Source organism: Streptomyces sp. NPDC012835, from assembly GCF_042900885.1.
In the GTDB taxonomy this organism is placed as follows: Bacteria; Actinomycetota; Actinomycetes; order Streptomycetales; family Streptomycetaceae; genus Streptomyces.
This window is the reverse complement of record NZ_JBIBBW010000001.1, coordinates 413629-432304: the sequence shown is the minus strand read 5'-3', so window position 1 is coordinate 432304 and position 18676 is coordinate 413629. Positions and strand designations below refer to the sequence as shown.

Annotated in this window: 14 protein-coding genes and 2 riboswitches; of the genes, 8 read left to right on the top strand and 6 right to left on the bottom strand. The window is 72.1% G+C overall.

The features are described 5' to 3' along the window. Window positions 1-16 precede the first annotated feature (16 nt). The 6 genes from ACFY6S_RS01735 to ACFY6S_RS01710 all read right to left on the bottom strand — a co-directional run bounded on the left by ACFY6S_RS01735 (window position 17) and on the right by ACFY6S_RS01710 (window position 9402). Window positions 17-1558: an FAD-dependent monooxygenase gene (locus ACFY6S_RS01735; protein WP_388829298.1), complete on the bottom strand. Its 1542-nt coding sequence runs from the start codon at window positions 1556-1558 to the stop codon at window positions 17-19. Between the two features lie 209 nt (window positions 1559-1767). Then, window positions 1768-2598 (bottom strand): precorrin-6A synthase (deacetylating), encoded by an 831-nt coding sequence (cobF, locus tag ACFY6S_RS01730; RefSeq protein WP_388829295.1) that lies wholly within the window; start codon window positions 2596-2598, stop codon window positions 1768-1770. A gap of 107 nt (window positions 2599-2705) precedes the next feature. Then, window positions 2706-5033: a 5-methyltetrahydropteroyltriglutamate--homocysteine S-methyltransferase gene (metE, locus tag ACFY6S_RS01725; protein WP_388829292.1), complete on the bottom strand. Its 2328-nt coding sequence runs from the start codon at window positions 5031-5033 to the stop codon at window positions 2706-2708. A gap of 159 nt (window positions 5034-5192) precedes the next feature. Next, window positions 5193-5422: riboswitch (cobalamin riboswitch) on the bottom strand. Window positions 5423-5556: 134 nt separating this feature from the next. Continuing rightward, window positions 5557-6357 carry a DeoR/GlpR family DNA-binding transcription regulator gene (locus ACFY6S_RS01720; RefSeq protein WP_388829289.1) on the bottom strand — a complete coding sequence of 267 codons (801 nt, stop codon included), beginning with the start codon at window positions 6355-6357 and terminating at the stop codon, window positions 5557-5559. A gap of 122 nt (window positions 6358-6479) precedes the next feature. Next, window positions 6480-7982 (bottom strand): GntP family permease, encoded by a 1503-nt coding sequence (locus tag ACFY6S_RS01715; RefSeq protein ID WP_388829286.1) that lies wholly within the window; start codon window positions 7980-7982, stop codon window positions 6480-6482. A gap of 31 nt (window positions 7983-8013) precedes the next feature. Then, the gene (locus ACFY6S_RS01710) at window positions 8014-9402 is read right to left on the bottom strand and encodes a homoserine dehydrogenase (protein WP_388829283.1); all 1389 of its coding nucleotides are present in this window, start codon (window positions 9400-9402) and stop codon (window positions 8014-8016) included. Window positions 9403-9623: 221 nt separating this feature from the next. Here ACFY6S_RS01710 and otnK point away from each other — a divergent pair, with 221 nt between their 5' ends. From otnK to ACFY6S_RS01670, 8 genes are all read left to right on the top strand, one after another. Continuing rightward, the gene (gene otnK / locus ACFY6S_RS01705) at window positions 9624-10904 is read left to right on the top strand and encodes a 3-oxo-tetronate kinase (protein WP_388829280.1); all 1281 of its coding nucleotides are present in this window, start codon (window positions 9624-9626) and stop codon (window positions 10902-10904) included. Further along, window positions 10901-11560, top strand: a complete 660-nt coding sequence (locus ACFY6S_RS01700; RefSeq protein WP_388829277.1) for a class II aldolase/adducin family protein — start codon at window positions 10901-10903, stop codon at window positions 11558-11560. The genes otnK and ACFY6S_RS01700 overlap by 4 nt, the downstream gene beginning before the upstream one ends. Before the next feature lie 216 nt (window positions 11561-11776). Further along, window positions 11777-11887, top strand: a riboswitch (SAM riboswitch). Between the two features lie 46 nt (window positions 11888-11933). After that, window positions 11934-12053 (top strand): putative leader peptide, encoded by a 120-nt coding sequence (locus tag ACFY6S_RS01695; protein ID WP_388829274.1) that lies wholly within the window; start codon window positions 11934-11936, stop codon window positions 12051-12053. Window positions 12054-12126: 73 nt separating this feature from the next. After that, window positions 12127-13362, top strand: coding sequence for an LLM class flavin-dependent oxidoreductase (locus ACFY6S_RS01690; protein WP_388829271.1), 1236 nt, complete (start codon window positions 12127-12129; stop codon window positions 13360-13362). 19 nt (window positions 13363-13381) lie between these two features. After that, the gene (locus ACFY6S_RS01685; RefSeq protein WP_388829268.1) at window positions 13382-14758 is read left to right on the top strand and encodes an NtaA/DmoA family FMN-dependent monooxygenase; all 1377 of its coding nucleotides are present in this window, start codon (window positions 13382-13384) and stop codon (window positions 14756-14758) included. Beyond that, window positions 14755-15897, top strand: a complete 1143-nt coding sequence (locus ACFY6S_RS01680; RefSeq protein WP_388829265.1) for an LLM class flavin-dependent oxidoreductase — start codon at window positions 14755-14757, stop codon at window positions 15895-15897. The genes ACFY6S_RS01685 and ACFY6S_RS01680 overlap by 4 nt, the downstream gene beginning before the upstream one ends. Before the next feature lie 14 nt (window positions 15898-15911). Next, window positions 15912-17057, top strand: coding sequence for an LLM class flavin-dependent oxidoreductase (locus tag ACFY6S_RS01675; protein ID WP_388829262.1), 1146 nt, complete (start codon window positions 15912-15914; stop codon window positions 17055-17057). 429 nt (window positions 17058-17486) lie between these two features. Then, on the top strand, window positions 17487-18521 hold the full coding sequence (locus ACFY6S_RS01670; protein WP_388829259.1) for an alcohol dehydrogenase catalytic domain-containing protein: 1035 nt from the start codon (window positions 17487-17489) through the stop codon (window positions 18519-18521). Window positions 18522-18676: the final 155 nt, after the last annotated feature.

Here is an 18676-nt window from a genome sequence, read left to right as displayed (position 1 = left end):
TCGGACGCGCCCCGCCTCACCTCGGGGTGACGGCTTCGGTCGCGGCGGCGAAGGCGGCCGTCCAGTCGGTGGTGATGATGCCGCCGATGTATCCGTCCGGCCGGATCAGGATCAGAGTGTCGCGGTCGACGCCGTAGACGCCGGTCAGCAGGCCGGTGTCGTCGGTGATGCGGCCATGGTCGATTCCGTGCCCGCCGTGCCCGCCGTGCCCGCCGTGCCCGCCGTGCCCGCCGTGGACGGCGTGGCGGCGCAGTTCGGCGCCCGCGGCCGGCCATGTCAGGTCGGGCAGGGCCTCGATGGCGTCGGGGCCGAAGGCGAGCAGGGTGAAGTGTGGTCCTTGGCAGATGTCGAAGAGACGCCTGGTGCCGCCGGCTGCGGTGCACGGGGCGTCCGGCGCCCGGTCACCCACGTGCAGGGTCCTGGTGGCCGGAGCGTCGACGGGGGCGAGCGGGCCGCCGTGGTAGGTGAGCCCGAGCTGCCGCTCCTCGTCTCCGCGCTTCAGGCCGGCGACACGGTGCTCGGTGAGGCTCTGGTACAGCTCGCTGGACCTGCCGAGGACGCCGGCGGCGATCGGGAGCCGTTCGGCCTCGTAGCTGTCGAGCAGGCTGTCCGGCGCGCCGGCGATCACCTGGCCGAGCTTCCAGCCCAGGTTGTAGGCGTCCTGCACACCGGTGTTGAGGCCCTGAGCGCCGGCCGGTGTGTGCACATGGGCGGCGTCGCCCGCCAGGAAGACCCGCCCCTGACGGTAGTGCTCGACGAGTCGGACGTTGGGCCGGAACACCGAAGTCCAGGTGACGTCGCGGAGCTTGAGGCCGGTGAGCGTGTGGAACCGGTCGGCCAGCGCGGCATGGTCGAGGTTCGGCGTGTCGTCGGGCTTCAGCCGGATCATCACCTGGAACTGATCGGAGTGCGGCAGCGGGCACGCTCCCGCGGACGCGCGGGGCCACATGTGCCATCGGTCGCGGGACAGCCCGTCGATCGCGCAGTCGATGATGAGGGTCTTGTCGGAGTCGTCGGTCTCCCCGGCGAAACCGAGGCCGGTGGCCACCCGCACGGCGCTCGCGCCGCCGTCGGCACCGACGAGGTAGCTGCCGCGTACCCGCTCGCCGGAGGAGAGTGTCGCCGTGACACCGTCGGCGTCCTGCTCGAATCCTTCCAGGGCGACCCCGTACTCGATACGCAGTCCCAGGCGTTCGAGCAGGCGGTGCAGGATGGCGTCGGTGCGGTGCTGCGGCAGCAGCAGGATGTTCGGGTAGGGGACGTCCGGGGACGGCTTGTTCCGTCGCCGCATCCTCCACGGCGCGGTGACGGGTCCGAGATGGAGTCCCGCGAGGGGGTAGGGGCCGCCCTCTGCCCGCGCCTCGGGAAGCACACCGAGATCCTCGAGGATTTCCTGGGTACGAGGTTGGATCCCCTTGGCGCGGGAGCCCGCGAAGGAGTGCGGCGCCTTGTCGACGACGCGGACGCGGAGGCCGCGGCGCAGCAGGTCGGCCGCAAGGGTGGAGCCTGTCGGGCCGGCTCCGGCGATGAGGACGTCGATGTCCTGGGGTTCTGTCATGGCGATCGACCTCAATCGATTCTCGGAGCGTGAGGTGCCCGCCCCGACTGGACCGTGCCCGCTCCGGGAGACCGGGCGTCGCCCCGCCTCCCCGGTATCGGCTACGACGTATCCGATAATGTTGGCTACAAGGTAACCGTCTACCGAGGGCGGGGCAAGCCCGGCGGGTCGGGGACCTGGGACGGCGCAGATCCGGACCCCGTCTTTGTCTAGGTCCCTGCCCCCGTTCCCGTCCCCTTCCGTGCCTCCGTCTCCACCGCCGCGTCCTGATGGATCCGCAGAAGGTAGGTGTCCATGATCCATCCGTGCCGTTCGCGGGCTTCGCCGCGCGCCCGGCTGATCCGGTCGCGGACCTCGTCCAGCGGCCCGGCGATGAGGATCTCGTCCGGTGTACCGATGTAGGCGCCCCAGTAGATCCAGGTGTCCGCCCCCGCGATATGCCGGAACGACTCGTGGGCGTCGAGCATGACGACGATGTCGCCGTCGTCGTTCGGGAGGCTCTCGGCGAGGCGTCGTCCGGGAGTGATGTGGACGGACCCGCCGATCCGGTTGAGGTTGACGCGGTGCCGCGCGGCCAGTGCGGAGACGCTGCTGATGCCGGGGATCACCTCGTGGTCGAACGCCACCGTGCCACGGGCCTTGATGTCTTCGAGGATGCCGAGGGTGCTGTCGTACAGCGAGGGGTCGCCCCACACCAGGAACGCCCCGCACTGTCCCGGAGCCAGCTCCTCGCGGATCAGCCGCTCGCAGACGTCGGCGCGCCGGCGGCGCCAGTCGAGCACGGCCGTCGTGTATCCGGCCCGTTCGTCCCGGGTTCGGTCGCGCCAGGGATCGTCGGCCTCGACGACGCGGTACGGCCCCGGCAGGTGCTCGTCGAGGATGTCCCGCCGCAACCGTGTCAGGTCGGACTTCTCCCGGCCTTTGCCGAGTACGAAGAAGACGTCGGCCCGGCGCATCGCCTTCACGGCGGCCAGCGTCACATGGTCGGGGTCACCGGCGCCGATGCCGATGACCAGCAGGTGCCGTAGTTCGGTGGTCATGTGGGGTCGGTCTCCTCGTGTGGGTGCTGCCGGGGCGGGGCCGGGCCGGTGCGGCCCCGGCCGGGCCGGCCGGACGCGGTGAGGTGTCCGGCCGGCCCGCCCGCTGGTCAGGAGTGCTCGGCGCCCGCCAGTTCGGCGCGGATCTCCCGGGCGGCGCTGACCAGGTTCTCCAGGGAGGCCCGCGTCTCGGGCCAGCCGCGGGTCTTCAGGCCGCAGTCCGGGTTGACCCACAGCCGCTCGGCCGGGATGGCCTCCAGCCCCTTGCGCAGCAGGGACGCGGCCTCCTCGGCGCTCGGCACGCGCGGGGAGTGGATGTCGTAGACGCCGGGTCCGGCTTCGCGCGGGTAGCCGTGCTCGGCCAGTTCCCTGGCGACCTGCATGTGCGAACGGGCCGCCTCCAGGCTGATGACATCGGCGTCCAGGTCGTCGATGGCCTGGACGATGTCCCCGAACTCCGCGTAGCACATGTGGGTGTGGATCTGGGTGGCGGGACGTACTCCACCGGTGGTGAGCCGGAACGACTCGGTCGCCCAGGCCAGGTAGGCGGCGCGGTCGGCGGCGCGCAGCGGCAACGTCTCGCGCAGGGCCGGTTCGTCGACCTGGATGACCGAGGTGCCCGCGGCCTCGAGATCGCCCACCTCGTCGCGCAGCGCGAGCGCCACCTGGCGCGCCGTGTCACCGAGCGGCTGGTCGTCGCGGACGAAGGACCAGGCGAGCATGGTGACGGGGCCGGTGAGCATGCCCTTGACGGGGCGTTCGGTCAGCGACTGCGCGTACGTGGTCCAGCGCACCGTCATCGGCCCGGGGCGGGAGATGTCCCCGGCGAGCACCGGGGGCCTGACGTAGCGGGTGCCGTAGGACTGGACCCAGCCGTGCCGGGTGGCGAGGTAGCCGGTGAGCTGCTCGGCGAAGTACTGTACCATGTCGTTGCGTTCGGGTTCGCCGTGGACCAGGACGTCGATGCCGGCCTTCTCCTGGAAGGAGAGGACCTCCCGGATCTCGTCCCTGATCCGCTCCTCGTACCCGGCGACATCGATCCGCCCCTTGCGCAGGTCGGACCGGGCGGCGCGCACTTCGGCGGTCTGCGGGAACGAGCCGATCGTCGTCACCGGCAGCACCGGGAGTCCGAGGTGCGCGCGCTGGGCGGCGGTCCGCTGGGTGTACGGCTGCGTGCGCCGGCCGTCCGCGTCGGTGACGGCGGCGGTCCGGGCCCTGACCGCGGGATCGTGGGTCAGTACGGATCCGGCCCGGGACGCCAAATCGGCCCGGTTCGCGGCGAGTTCGGCCGCGACGGCCCCGGTGCCCTGGCCGAGACCGCGCGCCAGGACAGCGATCTCCCGTGTCTTCTGCCGGGCGAAGGCGAGCCACCGGGCGATCCGCGGGTCGATGTCGCGTTCGGCCGCGGCGTCCAGCGGTACGTGCAGCAGCGAGCAGGACGCGGCGACGTCCACGCGGTCGGCGAGGCCGAGGAGCGTGCCGAGGGTGGCGAGGGACTTCGCGTGGTCGTTGATCCAGATGTTGCGACCGTCCACGACGCCCGCGACCAGCCGTTTGCCGGGCACTCCGCCGACCGCCGCGAGGCCGTCGAGGTTGGCGGCGGCCGCGCCGGTGAAGTCGAGGGCCAGACCCTCGATTGGCGCCTCGGCCAGGACGGGCAGCGCCTCGCCGAGCCGGTCGAAGTAGGAGGCGACCAGCAGCTTCGGCCGGTCGGCCGCACCGCCGAGGTCGCGGTAGGCGCGGGCGACCGCGTTCAGCTCGGCCGGGGTGCGGTCCTGCACCAGCGCGGGTTCGTCGAGCTGCGCCCACGCGGCGCCGGCCGCTCGCAGATCGGCGAGCACCTCGGCGTACACCGGCAGCAGCCGGTCCAGCAGGGTCAGCGGCTCGAAGTCCGCCGGGACGCCCGGAGCGGGCTTGGCCAGCAGCAGGTAGGTGACGGGGCCGACGAGGACCGGGCGGGCGGAGTGTCCCAGGGAGAGGGCTTCCGTGACCTCGGCGACCTGCTTGGCGGAGTCGGCGGTGAAGACGGTGTCGGGGCTCAGCTCCGGCACCAGATAGTGGTAGTTCGTGTCGAACCACTTCGTCATTTCCAGCGGGGCGGTGTCCCGGGTTCCCCTGGCCATCGCGAAGTAGCCGTCCAGCGCGTCGGCCGCGACCGCCGCGCGGTGCCGCTCGGGGACGGCGCCGACCATGACGCTGGTGTCCAGAACGTGGTCGTAGTACGAGAAATCACCGGACGGCACTTCATGGATGCCGGCGTCGGCCAGCTGCCGCCAGTTGGAGCGCCGGATGTCCGCCGCGGTCTCCCGGAGGGCGGCGGCGGTGACTTCGCCCTTCCAGTAGCCCTCGACGGCCTTCTTCAGCTCACGCTTCTGACCCTGGCGGGGGTAGCCGTACACGGTGGCCTGTGCTGCCGCGGTCGCGGGCTCGGCTGTCACGGAACTCTCCTTCGCGAGACGTGTCCTGGTATCCCGGGGACGGGACCGAGGACGCGAAGGGACGACCGACCGGGCGGCCCACGACGCGTATCGTCGCGTGTGCCGCTCGATATGTACGCCGACCCGCCCACGAGGTCACCGGGATATCCGCACGCGATCGGTCGCGCGCGGGCAACGGGCAGGTCTTCGGACTCGTGGGCCCGTCCCGTGTCGCGTGTCGCGCACGGGGCACCTACTGGCCGTCGCTTCCCGGAACCGGTCGGATCCAGTGCTTGTATGACGGCGGTCGTTCCCACTCACCGCTGCGGGGCAGTCCCGGATTCCCACCGGGTTCCCTCTTGCGACACCCCGCCTGGCGGACAGGGCGAACCAGCTGCACGTCCACCTTAGAGGCAGAGACGGCGGGCGCGCACTCCTGCCCGAATCCCGGAACGTGACCCGGGCCCCTTATCGCCCCCTGTTCGGGCGTCCGGGGTTTGCCGGGTCGGGCCGGTGACCGGACAACGCCGGACACCGGCGCTCCTCAGACGCCCTCCGTGCGCGCCGCCTTCAGCTCGACGCCCCCGGCGAGCAACGCCTCACGGACGGCCGGGGTGAGCGCGTCGTCGGTGATCACGGTGTCGAACGCGGTCAGGGCGGCGACGCGGTACATGCCGAAGGTGTCGTACTTGGCGCTGCCCGCCAGCAGCACCGAGCGGGAGGCGCTGCTCATCGCCGCCTGTTTGACCTCCACCTTGGGCGCCGACGGCGTGGTCACCCCGCGTCGGACGTCCCAGGAACTGGTGGAGATGAAGGCCATGTCCAGGGCGAGTTGCTGGAGGGTCAGCGCCGCCAGCCGGCCCACGGTGGAGCGATTGGCGTGCTCGGTGCGCCCGCCGGTGTGGATCACCTCGATGTCGGGATTGCCGATCAGCGCGTTGGCGGTGGTGAAGTCGTTGGTGACGACGGTCATTCCCTTCCGCCGCATCAGATGGGGCACCAGGCCCTGACAGGTGGTGCCGGCGTCCAGGTACACCGTGGTGTGGTCCCGCAGCAGCTCGCCCGCCTCGCGGGTGATGGCCAGCTTGGCGGGCTGATCCATCATCGACTTGTCGACCCTGCTGGGTTCGTGGTGCAGCTGCCGGCCGGCGATCCGCACCCCGCCGGTCACCGAGACGGCGCGGCCCTGTGCCTCCAGCGCGGCGATGTCCCGGCGTACGGTCATGTGGGAGACGCCCAGCATCTCGGTGAGTTGGTGGACGCTGAGCACCGAATGCCCCCGCAGCAGCTCGATCAGCAGCTCCCGGCGCTGGTCCGGGATGAGGGGGGTGTCGTCGGTGGTCACCCGGGTCTCCTTCACTCGTGTCTCCCTGATGCGTCTCGGGCCTGGTTCCCGCGGCACGGGCCGCCCGCCCGGAGTGGCGCCGGAGTGTGACGGTACCCCGGACGAGCGGCGCGTCGGCCCGGTCAGACCAGCCCCATCGCGTACAGGACGTAGAGGACGGCGAACCCGGTCGTCCCGGAGATGGCGGAGGCCACCCCGATGGACCGGATTCCCTGCCCCACCGTCATGTTGGAGAGGGTGGTGGTCACCCAGAAGCCCGACGAGTTCGCGTGCTTCATGATCTGCGCGCCGGTGCCGCACGCCAGATAGACGGCGAGCGCGGAGATACCGAGTCCCGCCATCAGCGGTTCCATGATCGCGGCGGCGGTCATCACCCCGAGGATGTTCGAGCCGGTGATCGTGCAGATGGCCGCGGCCACCAGGAACGGCACGATGATGGGCGAGAGCCCCAAGTCCCGGATCATGTCGGCGGCGCCGTCGGCGACCTCGGTGTCCCGGATGATCAGGGCCAGCGCTCCGCCGACTCCGGTGAGGGCGAGCGGGAGGGCGGCGAGCTTCAGCCCGGCCTCGAAGAGGTCGTTGAGAGTGCTCTTGCGCCGCCATTCCCGGCCGAACAGCGGCAGGGCCGTGAGGCAGCCGATGAACAGGGCCATCAGCGGTGCGCCGAGGAAGCGCAGCACCCCGCCCAGCCAGGACTTCTCGCCGACCGCGTCCACGGCGTAGGAGTCGAGCATGATGAGCAGGATCGGCGTGAAGATCGGTATCAGCGACAGGGCCAGGCTCGGCAGCCGTACGGCCTCGGGGTCGGTACCGGCCGCCTTGTCGGTACCGGCGGTGTCGGTACCCGCGGTGCCGTTCGCGCTGTTCGTGTCGCCCGAACCGGCCGCGCTGCCCGAACCGCTCGTGCTGCCCGAACCGCTCGTGCTGCCCGATCCGGCCGCGATGTCCGCACCGCCCGCCGCGCCGACGGCGACCGGGGCGGGCAGGTGGTCGACGTACTCCGCCTTCGGCGCGACGTACGTCTTGATGGTCAGCAGATACACGGTGGCGGCGATGATGCCGGGGATGCCGACGAGCGCGCCGTAGAGCATCGCCTCACCGAGGTCCACGCCCAGCAGGGCGGAGGCGGCCAGTGGGCCGGGACCCGGCGGGACCAGCGAGGTCATCACATACGCGCCGATGTAGAGGACGGGACCGAGCCGCATCATCGACATGCCGCTGCGCATCGCGATGGCGGAGACCACCGGGATCAGCATCAGCACCACGGTGTCGGCGATCAACGGAATACCGACGACGGCCGAGGCCAGCGCGATCGCCCAGGGGATCTTCCGGCCGGAGAACCAGCGCAGCGCCTCCTCGGTGATGCGCAGCGCGGCGCCGCTCAGCTCCAGCATCTTGCCGAGCACACAGCCGAAGATGATCAGCAGCCCGACACTCGACATGGTCGAGCCGAACCCGTCGGTGACCAGCTTCAGTGTCTTCTCGCCGCCCAGCCCGAGGACCAGCCCGAGCGTGGTGACGATGACGAAGAGGGTGGCGACCGGATGGACCTTGAACTTGGCGATCAGCAGCACCAGCGCGACGATCGCTCCGCCGAACGCGAGCAGCGTGTAGGCGTCGGACATGGAATACCTCTTTGTACTCGGTCGGAGCCGTTCAGTGTGTCCGGGGCGCGGGGACCGCGTCCGTGTTCCAGGCGGCCAGCAGGTCGGGGTCGTGGCCGCCGATGTCGGACAGCGTGATCAGGGCCCCCTTCGGGACGTCCCGGACGAGCCGGGCGTGGGCGGCCAGATAGAAGGGAGCGGTGTCGGAGGGCGCCTCGGCCGCGGGCAGCAGGACGGGAGCGACACCGTCGATCTCGTGGTGGTGCCCGCCCATGGTGAGGACCGTCCCGGCGGGCAGGTCGCGGTCGGCGCGCCCCGCGAGCACGGCGTGCCGGCCGGGTACGGCCGCGCCGGTCGGCACGCCGTCGCGGACGGCTGCCAGCAGGGTGAGCGGCGTCTCCACGCCCATCAGGTGGTAGGGCAGGTACAGGCAGGCGTAGCGGCCGTCGCGGCTGACGACATGGCCCTTCTGGGCGAGGGTGCGCCAGGTGACCGGGTCGTGGGTGCGGACGACGGCGAAGACACCGCCCGCGAAGCTGGCCTCCTCCGGCAGCCGGAGCACACTGAAGACATCGATCACACCGGACCTGCCGAGCACACCGCCGTCCTCGCGCAGGGCGTAGACATCGGCGAGTTCGGCGGTGCGCGCGACCGGGTAGTGCATGGCCTCGCGGTCGGGTACGAAGCCGGTGCCCGCCGCCACCACGGCCATCTCGCAGTAGTCGGCGGCGGCGGCGCGCTTGAGCGGGGCGACAGCCCGGGCGCGGGCCGCGAGCGTGGCCGGCACATCGTCGCCGAGCCGCAGCAGCGCGCCCAGTTCGGGGGCGTGCAGGGACTGGTCGAGCTGGCGCACCTCGCCGGTGGCCGGGTCGAAGACCAGGTCGTACTCGCCGGACTTGCCGATGGCGACGATGTCGAGGCCCAGCGCGCGGAGCCGGTCGTACCACTCGATCAGGTTGGCGGGCTGGTCCCCGGCGGCGGGGGTGTAGACGACGCCGTGCAGACGGGCGAGCCGGTCCAGCTCGACCCCGGCGACGGAGTCGACCTCCTTGCTGACCATCGCCACGTGGTGGCGGCCCTCGATGGCCTGCCGAGCGGCCCGGAACCCGGCCGAGGGGCTGCCGGTGGCCTCCACGAGAATGTCGTACGCCGCGTCGGCCAGCAGTGCCATGTCGGCCACGACGGCGGTGTGTCCGGCGGCGCGGGCCGCGCGCAGCCCGTCCGCGTCCGCCACGGTGACCACGGTGGCCGGGTCGTAGCCCAGCTCCGCGCAGAGGGCCAGAACCGCGTCGGGGTCCAGGTCGCACAGCACGGCCGGATGGAGACCGGGGAGCAGCAGCGACTGCGCGAGCAGGGTGCGGGCGAAGCCGCCGCCCGCACCGGTGAGCGCGTAGGTCACGGGGCCCGCCGTGAGCGGATCGCCCGGCGTGTTGGCGTTCATGAGCCCTCCTGGGAAAGCGGCCCGCGCGGGGCCGGAATGGTGCCATGCGGTTTCCCGCTTCGCAGCGTGAACGTAACGTGGATTAACATAAGCGTCAACGTACGTAACATTGATTCACATATCTCGATCGTGTGACAGTCGGGATGACCGGATGGTCCGGAGCGGGCCGGGAGACGCGGCTCGCCCGGGCGTATTCACGACACAAGGACGGGTGGCAGACGGTGCGCAGAGCACACACAGCACTCCGATGGGGCGGAATCGCCGACGACTTCACCGGCGCCACCGATCTCGCGACGAACTGGGTGGCCAGGGGGGTACGGACCAGTGTCACACTCGGTGTGCCCACCGAGGACGAGCTGGCGGAGCTGGCGGACATGGACGCCGTGGTGGTCGCGCTGAAGTCCCGTACGGCGCCGGTCGCCGAGGCCGTCGGCGAGAGCGTGGCCGCGCTCGCGGCCCTGCGCGGGCTGGGCTGTGAGCGGATCTACGACAAATACTGCTCGACCTTCGACTCCACACCGCGCGGGAACATCGGCCCCGTCGCCGACGCGCTGATGGCCGAGCTGGACACCGGGGTCGCGGTGGTGGTGCCGTCCTTCCCGGACACCGGACGCACCGTCTACCGCGGCCATCTGTTCGTCGGCGACCAACTGCTCGGCGAGAGCCCCATGCGCCACCACCCGCTGACCCCGATGACCGACTCCCACCTGGTCCGGCTGCTCTCCCCGCAGACCGCCCACCCCGTCTCCGCCGTCGGTCTGGACGTGGTCCGCGGCGATCCGCGCGCCCTGCGCGCGGCCCTGGACGGCGGAGGGGACGACGGGCGGCGCTATGTGGTGGTCGACGCCATCGACGGTGAGGACCTCACCCGGATCGCCGCGGCCACCGCACACCACCCGCTGGTCACCGGAGGTTCCGGGCTCGCCCTCGGCCTGCCCGCGCGCGGCGCCCCGGCCACCGGAGCCATGCCCGTGATCCCCGGACACCGCGCGGTACTGGCCGGCAGCGCTTCGGCGGCCACCCGCGCCCAGATCGAGGCCGCGCGGCAGAGCCTGCCCAGCCGGCGGCTCGACCTGGCCGCCCTGCGCGCCGACCCGGCGGCCGAGGTCGCCCGGCTGACCGACTGGGCCCGTACGAACTGGTCCACGGCGCCCGACACACCGGTCCTCGTCTACGCCGTCGGATCGCTGTCGGACATCGAACGGCAGCCACCCGAGGGCGAGCGGCCCGCGGCCGAGCTGGTGGAGGAGGCGCTCGCGGGCTGCGCCGCCGCCTTCGCCGGAGCGGGCGCCCGGCAGTTCGTCGTGGCGGGCGGCGAGACCTCGGGCAGTGTGGTGCGCGCCCTGGGCGTACGCCGCCTGGAACTCGGCCCGGCCCTGGCCCCCGGAGTCTCCTGGGCACGGGGCGCGGCACCGGACGGGGCGTCCTACAACCTCGCGCTGAAGTCGGGGAACTTCGGCGGCCGGTCCCTGTTCACCAGCGCCTGGGAGGAGCTGGCATGAGCGACGCCCGCAGTGAACTCGTCGCGGCCGGACGTGAACTGTCGGCCGCCGGGCTGAGCCCGGGAGCGTCCGGCAACCTCAGTGTGCGCGTCGGCGATCGGATATACATGACCCCGACCGGGGCCCGGCTGGAAGCCCTGGACCCCGAGCAGCTGGCCGTGCTGGACGCACGGGCGCCCCTGCACGAGGGCCATACGGCAGGGCCACCACCGTCCAAGGAGTTCCCGCTGCACCGGGCCTTCTACCGCCGTGACCCCGCCACCCGCGCCGTGGTCCACCTGCACAGCGCCCACGCCGCCGCCTGCTCCTGCCTGCCCGCGTGGTCCCGCCGCAGCGCGCTGGCACCCCTCACGCCGTACTTCGTGATGCGGGTGGGCCAGACACCGCTGGTCCCGTACGCGGCCCCCGGCGACCTGGACCAGGCGCGGCGGCTGGAGGCCCTCGGCTTCCCGTTCCGCGCCGCCCTGCTCCAGAACCACGGCCCCATCACGGCCGGTACCACCCTCGCGCGCGCCGTGGACGCCGCCGTCGAGCTGGAGGAGGTCGCACGTCTCACCCTGCTCCTCAAGGACACCGCTCCCCGGCTGCTCACCACCGAGGAGGCGACCGCGCTCGCCCACCGCTACGGCAGCTCCTGGGAGGGCGGGACGGACTGACACGGCGCGCGACCGACCGGACGGGGGTCCGGCAGGGGCGGTACGCGTGTGCCGCCGCCCGGGCGGGGGAGCGCCGACACCGCCGACGCGTACCGCTCCGCCCGCTCTCCCCGGCGGGCGGAGCGGTACGCGTCGCCGTGCGCGGGGCCGCCATGAACGCGCCCCCCGGAAACCGGGCATTGCGCGGGGCAGACGGCGCGCGTAACGTTCGGTTCGGTTCACGAGTGTCGGCGTCGAGCCCGGCCTGCCGGCCGGCAGGCCCCACCGCTGTGGGGTGCTCGGGGCGACGACCGGGCGGAGTCCGCCCGGATTCCGCGGGCGTTGGGCGGGCGAGGCCCTCGGGTCCGCCGGAGACGAAAGAGCGGAGGCGGACATGAGGTCACCCCTCACCCTTCCGCCTGCCAGGGTTCTCTCCCCGCGACGAAGCGTCCACCTGTACTCCCGGCCGCACATCGACCTCCAGCGCGTGGCCGGCGCGCTCTGTCGGGCCTGACCTGTTCCGCCGCGCCCGCCCCTCCCGATGAGGGGCGGCGATCACCCACGGTCGATCAGGAAGGCACCCTTCCGTGTCCTCGTCCTCTCCGCTGCCCTCTTCCCCGCCCTCCCCGCCCTCCCCGCTCCACCTCGCCGTCGCCCTCGACGGCGCCGGCTGGCACCCGGCCGCCTGGCGCGAGCCGGGAGCCCGGCCCCGGGACCTGTTCACCGCCGCCTACTGGGCCGGCCTCGTCACGGAGGCGGAGCGCGGCCTGCTCGACTTCGTGACCATCGAGGACGGACTCGGGCTCCAGTCCTCGGACTTCACGCGACCCGACGGACGCACCGACCAGGTGCGCGGGCGGCTGGACGCGGTGCTCGTCGCCGCACGCGTCGCCCCGCTGACCCGGCACATCGGGATCGTACCGACCGTGGTCGCCACTCATACGGAGCCGTTCCACATCTCCAAGGCCGTCGCCACCCTCGACTACGCGAGCACCGGCCGCGCGGGCCTGCGGGTCCAGGTCTCGACCCGGCAGAACGAGGCGGCGCACTTCGGCCGCCGTGCGATCCCGCCCATCCGCTTCGGGGAACAGTCCACACCGGGCACCCGGGAAGCGCTCGCCGAACTCTTCGACGAGGCCGCCGACCACATCGAGGTGGTGCGCCGCCTCTGGGACAGCTGGGAGGACGACGCCGAGATCCGCTCCGCGTCCACCGGCCGCTTCATCGACCGCGACAAACTCCACTACATCGACTTCACGGGGCGGCACTTCAACGTCAAGGGCCCCTCCATCACCCCCCGCCCGCCGCAGGGCCAGCCCGTCGTCACCGCCCTGGGACACGACACCGTCCCCTACCGGCTGATCGCGCGCTCGGCCGACCTCGGTTACGTCACCCCGCACGACGCCGACCAGGCCCGCGCCATCGTCGCCGAGATCCGCTCCGAGCGCGCCACGACCGCGCGGGCCCGGGAGCCCCTGCACCTCTTCGGCGATCTGGTGGTGTTCCTCGACGACGACCCCGGCGCCGCCGCGGCCCGCCGGGACCGGCTGGACGGACTCGCGGGACGCCCCTTCACCAGCGACGCCAAGGTCTTCACCGGCACTCCGGCACAACTGGCCGACCTGCTCCTGGAGTGGCAGCGGGCCGGGCTGTCGGGCTACCGGCTGCGCCCCGCCGTGATCCCCCACGACCTGGCGGCGATCACCCGCGGTCTGGTGCCGGAACTTCGGCGCCGCGGCGCCTTCCGGGACGCCTACGAGGCCGGCACCCTGCGCGGGCTGCTCGGTCTCGCCCGCCCCGCCAACCGCTACGCCACCGCCTGAGCCGGAGGGAACACCGACCATGAGCAAGCCGCTCAAGCAGATACATCTCGCGGCCCACTTCCCCGGCGTCAACAACACCACGGTGTGGAGCGACCCCGAGGCCGGCAGCCATATCGAGTTCAGCTCCTTCGCGCACTTCGCGCAGACCGCCGAACGCGCCAAATTCGACTTCCTGTTCCTCGCCGAAGGGCTGCGCCTTCGCGAACAGGGAGGAAAAATATACGACTTGGACGTGGTGGGACGCCCCGACACCTTCACCGTGCTGTCCGCCCTCGCCGCCGTCACCGAACGCCTCGGTCTGGCCGGGACCATCAACTCCACCTTCAACGAGCCCTACGAGGTGGCCCGCCAGTTCGCCAGCCTCGACCACCTCTCGGACGGGCGCGCCGCCTGGAACGTCGTCACGTCGTGGGACGCCTTCACCGGCGAGAACTTCCGCCGCGGCGGCTTCCTCCCGCAGGAGGAGCGCTACTCCCGCGCCGAGGAGTTCCTCTCCACCGCGAACGAACTGTTCGACTCGTGGCGCGGGGACGAGATCGTCGCCGACCCGGCCACCGGCGCCTTCCTCCGGGACGCCAGGGCCGGAGCCTTCGTGCACAAGGGACAGCACTTCGACATCGAGGGGCGGTTCAACGTCCCGCGCAGCCCGCAGGGCCGCCCCGTGATCTTCCAGGCCGGCGACTCCGAGGAGGGAAGGGAGTTCGCCGCCTCCGGCGCCGACGCGATCTTCAGCCGGTACAGCACGCTGAAGGAGGGCCAGGCGTTCTACGCGGACGTCAAGGGACGCCTGGCCCGCCACGGCCGTACCCCCGACCAGCTGCTGATCCTGCCCGCGGCGACCTTCGTCCTCGGCGACACGGACGACGAGGCACGGGAGGCGGCCCGCGAGGTGCGCCGACAGCAGGTCAGCGGCGCCACGGCCATCAAACACCTGGAGTTCGTCTGGAACCGCGACCTCTCCGGGTACGACCCGGACGGCCCGCTGCCCGACATCGACCCGGACCCCGGCGCGCACACCATCGCCCGCGGCCGGGCCCAGGTGCGGATGTACCGCGACCCGCTGGCCACCGCGCGGGAGTGGCGGGAGCGCGCCGCCGCCAACAACTGGTCGATCCGGGACCTGGTCATCGAGACCGGCAGCCGTCAGACCTTCGTCGGCTCCCCGGCGACAGTCGCCAGAACCGTCAACGACTTCGTGCAGTCCGATGTCAGCGACGGCTTCATCCTCGCCCCGCACATCATCCCCGGCGGCCTGGACGTCTTCGCCGACACCGTGGTTCCGCTGCTCCAGGAGCGCGGTGTGTTCCGTACGGAGTACGAGGGCACCACCCTGCGCGACCACCTCGGCCTGGCCTACCCAGAAGCGCGGCCGACGGGGGAGCGGGTGGCCTCGTGAAGTTCCTGGCCATCACCCTGATCGCACACACTCCACACCCGGTGACCGGGGTCCGCAAGCCGACCGGGGAGCGCTTCCGCGAGGTCCTGGACAACGCGCTGCTCGCCGAGGAGCTGGGGTTCGACGGCTTCGGCGTGGGGGAGCGGCACGAGCGGCCGTTCCTCTCCTCCTCACCGCCGGTCGTGCTCAGCCATATCGCCGCCCTCACCTCCAGGATCCGGCTGTTCACCGCCGTGACCACGCTCAGTCTGCTGGACCCGGTGCGCGCTTACGAGGACTACGCGACCCTGGACCATCTGTCCGGCGGCCGACTGGAGTTGATCGTCGGCAAGGGCAACGGCACCGCTCAGCGGGAGCTGTTCCACGTCACGCCCGAGGACCAGTGGGAGCGCAACGCCGAGAGCTATGAGGTGTTCCGCGACATCTGGCGGCAGGACAAGGTGACGGCCGCGACGCGCTTCCGCCCCGGGCTCAAGGACGCGGAGGTGTGGCCCAGACCCCTCCAGCAGCCCATCAGGGTCTGGCACGGCAGCGCCACCAGTAAGGAGTCGGTCGACCTGGCCGCCCGTCACGGGGACCCGCTGTTCTCCGCGAACGTCAGCAACACCATCGAACCGTACGCGGAGTTGATCCGCCACTACCGCGAACGCTGGCAGCACTACGGCCACGACCCGGCGCGCATCGCGGTCGGCGCGGGGACGGCCGGCTACTACGCGGCACGTACCTCCCAGGAGGCGACCGCCGCCTACCGGCCGGTCTTCGAGGGCTCTCTCGCCTTCCAGAAACGCCTGGGCGTCGCCCCGGTCTTCCCCACCCTGGAGGACTTCACCGAGCGCAGCTCGGCGCTGATCGGCAGCCCCCAGCAGATCATCGAGAAGGTCCACCGGTACCACGAGCGGTTCGGACACACCGTGATGCACCTGCACGCCGACGCGGGCGGTCTCACCGACACCCAGCACCGTGACGCGCTCGAACTCTTCCAGTCCGACATCGCCCCCGTACTGCGACGGGAGATCCCCGACCCGCCGTTCGGCTGGGGCCCGGTGCTCGCCGAGCCCGAGCGCGGCCCCGCCGGCGCCGCCTCCGGGGCCGCGGCCGATCCCGTACCCGCGCCCCCCGCCCCCGCCTCCGACCACTGAGGAGAACCCCGACCGTGTCCCGCATCCCCCTCGGGGTCCTCGACCTCGTTCCGGTCCTGTCCGGCTCCACCGCCGCCGACGCGCTGCGCAACACCATCGACCTGGCCCAGCGGGCCGAGCGGTTCGGCTACGCCCGCTACTGGGTCGCCGAACACCACCTCAACCCCGGTGTGGCGGGCACCTCGCCGGCCGTCGTGCTGGCCCTGACCGCCTCCGCGACCTCCACGATCAGGCTCGGCTCCGGGGCGGCGCAGCTCGGCCATCGCACCGCGCTGTCCACCGTGGAGGAGTTCGGCCTGATCGACGCCCTGCACCCGGGACGGCTCGACCTCGGGCTGGGCCGCTCGGGAGGCCGGCCCACCGGACCCACCGGCTCGGCCGGCCCCACCGCGAAGTCCTCGCCGGCCACGGCCCCCGTCGTCGACGGACGAGCCCCCAACGGGCTGAGAATCCCGCCGAGGTTCTCCTTCGAGCGGCTGCTCGGCTCCCCCCGGATCGCCCTCCAGCAACAGCTGCTCCACCAACCGGGCGCCCGGGCGCAGGACTACGGGGAGCAGATAGACGACATCCTCGCGCTGCTGCGGGGCACCTACCGTTCCGCCGACGGCGTCGAGGCGCACGTCGTCCCCGGTGAGGGGGCCGACGTACAGGTGTGGATCCTCGGCAGCAGCGGCGGACAGAGCGCTGATGTCGCGGGTCGAAACGGTCTGCGCTTCGCCGCGAATTACCACGTCAGCCCGGCCACCGTGCTGGAGGCGGCCGAGGGCTATCGCGCCGCGTTCAAGCCCTCCGTAGTGCTCGACGAGCCGTATGTCAGTGTCTCCGCCGATGTCGTCGTCGCCGAGGACGACGAGACGGCCCGCGAACTCGCCACCGGCTACGCCCCCTGGGTCCGCAGCATCCGCACCGCCGAGGGGGCCATCGAGTTCCCCACCCCCGAACAGGCCCGGGCCCACGCCTGGACCGACGCGGACCGGGAGCTGGTCGCGGACCGCGTCGACACCCAGTTCGTCGGATCGCCGGGACGCGTGGCGGACCAGCTCGAACAGCTCCAGGAGGCCACCGGCGCCGACGAGTTGCTCATCACCACGATCACTCACGGCCACGCCGACCGGGTCCGCTCCTACGAACTGCTGGCACGGGAGTGGCAACGCCGGTAGCCCCGTATCGGGAGGACGGGAGCCCGCGTCCGAGCGGTCTCCCGTCGTCCCGGTCGACGGCTCTCGGCGCCGACGAGAGGTGAGAGGAAGCGGTTCGGGATTTCTCCCCCGGACCCTGGAGCGGCACCATGGACCCCGCCGGCGAAGTCCGCCGGAGCGGTTACGCCGGCTGGCCCAGTGCGACGAGTGCGTCCGGCCGGCGCGAGGAGAATCGGAACCGCGGACACACCCGCGAAGCGAAGCCCGCTCCCGGGGCATGGAGTCGTCGCCCGCACTCGATGAAGAAGAAGGACACGGATGGAGTTCGTCGGGCCGCAGCCCACGGCCTAGGCCCCGGAGGAGTGGTTCGCGGGTCCACGACCTGCCTGTCGCCCGTGGTGCCATCGGCAGGAACAGTTCTCTTGATCATTCAGAAAGCGAGATGTCCTCATGCGGGCAACGTTCATGCACCAAGCGGGCGACGTGCGCGTCCAGGACGCCCCTGACCCGGTTGTCGAGCAGCCCACCGACGCGGTCGTGCGCATCGTGCGCTCCTGCGTCTGCGGCAGTGACCTGCACCCTTATCACAGCCTGTCCGCCGAGGACGGGCCCGCTCCGATGGGCCACGAGTTCATCGGCGTCGTCGAGGAACTCGGTTCGGAGGTGTCCGGCCTCAGCCGCGGCGATCTGGTGGTCTCGCCGTTCGCCTTCGCCGACAACACCTGCGCGTACTGTCGCGAGGGCCTGCAGACCTCCTGTCCGCAGGGCGGCTTCTTCGCCGCCGGCGTCGGCGGCGCCCAGGCCGAGGCCATCCGCGTCCCCCAGGCGCAGGGCACCCTGGTCAAGCTCCCCAAGGACGTGGACTCCGCGCTGCTGCCGTCGCTGCTGACCCTGGCGGATGTGTACGGAACCGGCTACCACGCGGCCCATCAGGCCCGCGTCCGGCAGGGGGACAGCGTGACCGTCATCGGTGACGGCGCCGTCGGTCTGCTCGCCGTCCTCTCGGCCAGGCAGCTCGGCGCCGAGCGGATCATCCTCATGGGGCGCCACAAGAACCGCACCGATCTGGGCCGCTTCTTCGGCGCCACCGATGTCGTCGCCGAGCGCGGCGAGGAGGGCATCGCCAAGGTCCACGAGCTGACCGGCGGCCAGGGCACCCGAGCGGTGCTGGAGGCCGTCGGCCACCTGCCCGCCTACGAGATGGCCATCGGCGCGGTCCGGGCCGGCGGTGTGATCAGCCGGGTCGGCGTCCCGCAGTACGAGGAGGCCCCGGTCGGCTTCGGCAGCCTGTTCGGGCCGAACGTCACACTCACCGGCGGACCGGCCCCGGTGCGCGCCTACATCGACGAGCTGATGCCCGCGGTCCTCGACGGCACCGTCGATCCGGGCCGGGTCTTCGACCGCACCGTCTCCCTGGAGGAGACCCCGGAGGGCTACCGGGCGATGGACCGGCGCGAGGCGCTCAAGGTCCTGATCACTCTCTGATCCACGAGCCCACGGGGGCGGGGGGGGGGGGGGGGGGGGGGGGCGCCCCCCCCCCCCCGCGGGCGGGGGGGGGGGGGGGGGGCCCCCGGCGCCCCCCCCCGCGCCCGGCGTCACGGCCAGAGCAGTTCCCGTACCCAGCCGTCCCTCTCTCCCGT

Excerpts from the sequence above, each read along its gene's own strand:
- ACFY6S_RS01735 (WP_388829298.1), bottom strand. The coding sequence starts at position 1,558 with ATGACAGAACCCCAGGACATCGACGTCCTCATCGCCGGAGCCGGCCCG.
- ACFY6S_RS01710 (WP_388829283.1), bottom strand. The coding sequence starts at position 9,402 with ATGAACGCCAACACGCCGGGCGATCCGCTCACGGCGGGCCCCGTGACC.
- ACFY6S_RS01685 (WP_388829268.1), top strand. The coding sequence starts at position 13,382 with ATGAGCAAGCCGCTCAAGCAGATACATCTCGCGGCCCACTTCCCCGGC.
- ACFY6S_RS01700 (WP_388829277.1), top strand. The coding sequence starts at position 10,901 with ATGAGCGACGCCCGCAGTGAACTCGTCGCGGCCGGACGTGAACTGTCG.
- ACFY6S_RS01670 (WP_388829259.1), top strand. The coding sequence starts at position 17,487 with ATGCGGGCAACGTTCATGCACCAAGCGGGCGACGTGCGCGTCCAGGAC.
- ACFY6S_RS01715 (WP_388829286.1), bottom strand. The coding sequence starts at position 7,982 with ATGTCCGACGCCTACACGCTGCTCGCGTTCGGCGGAGCGATCGTCGCG.
- cobF (WP_388829295.1), bottom strand. The coding sequence starts at position 2,598 with ATGACCACCGAACTACGGCACCTGCTGGTCATCGGCATCGGCGCCGGT.
- ACFY6S_RS01695 (WP_388829274.1), top strand. The coding sequence starts at position 11,934 with ATGAGGTCACCCCTCACCCTTCCGCCTGCCAGGGTTCTCTCCCCGCGA.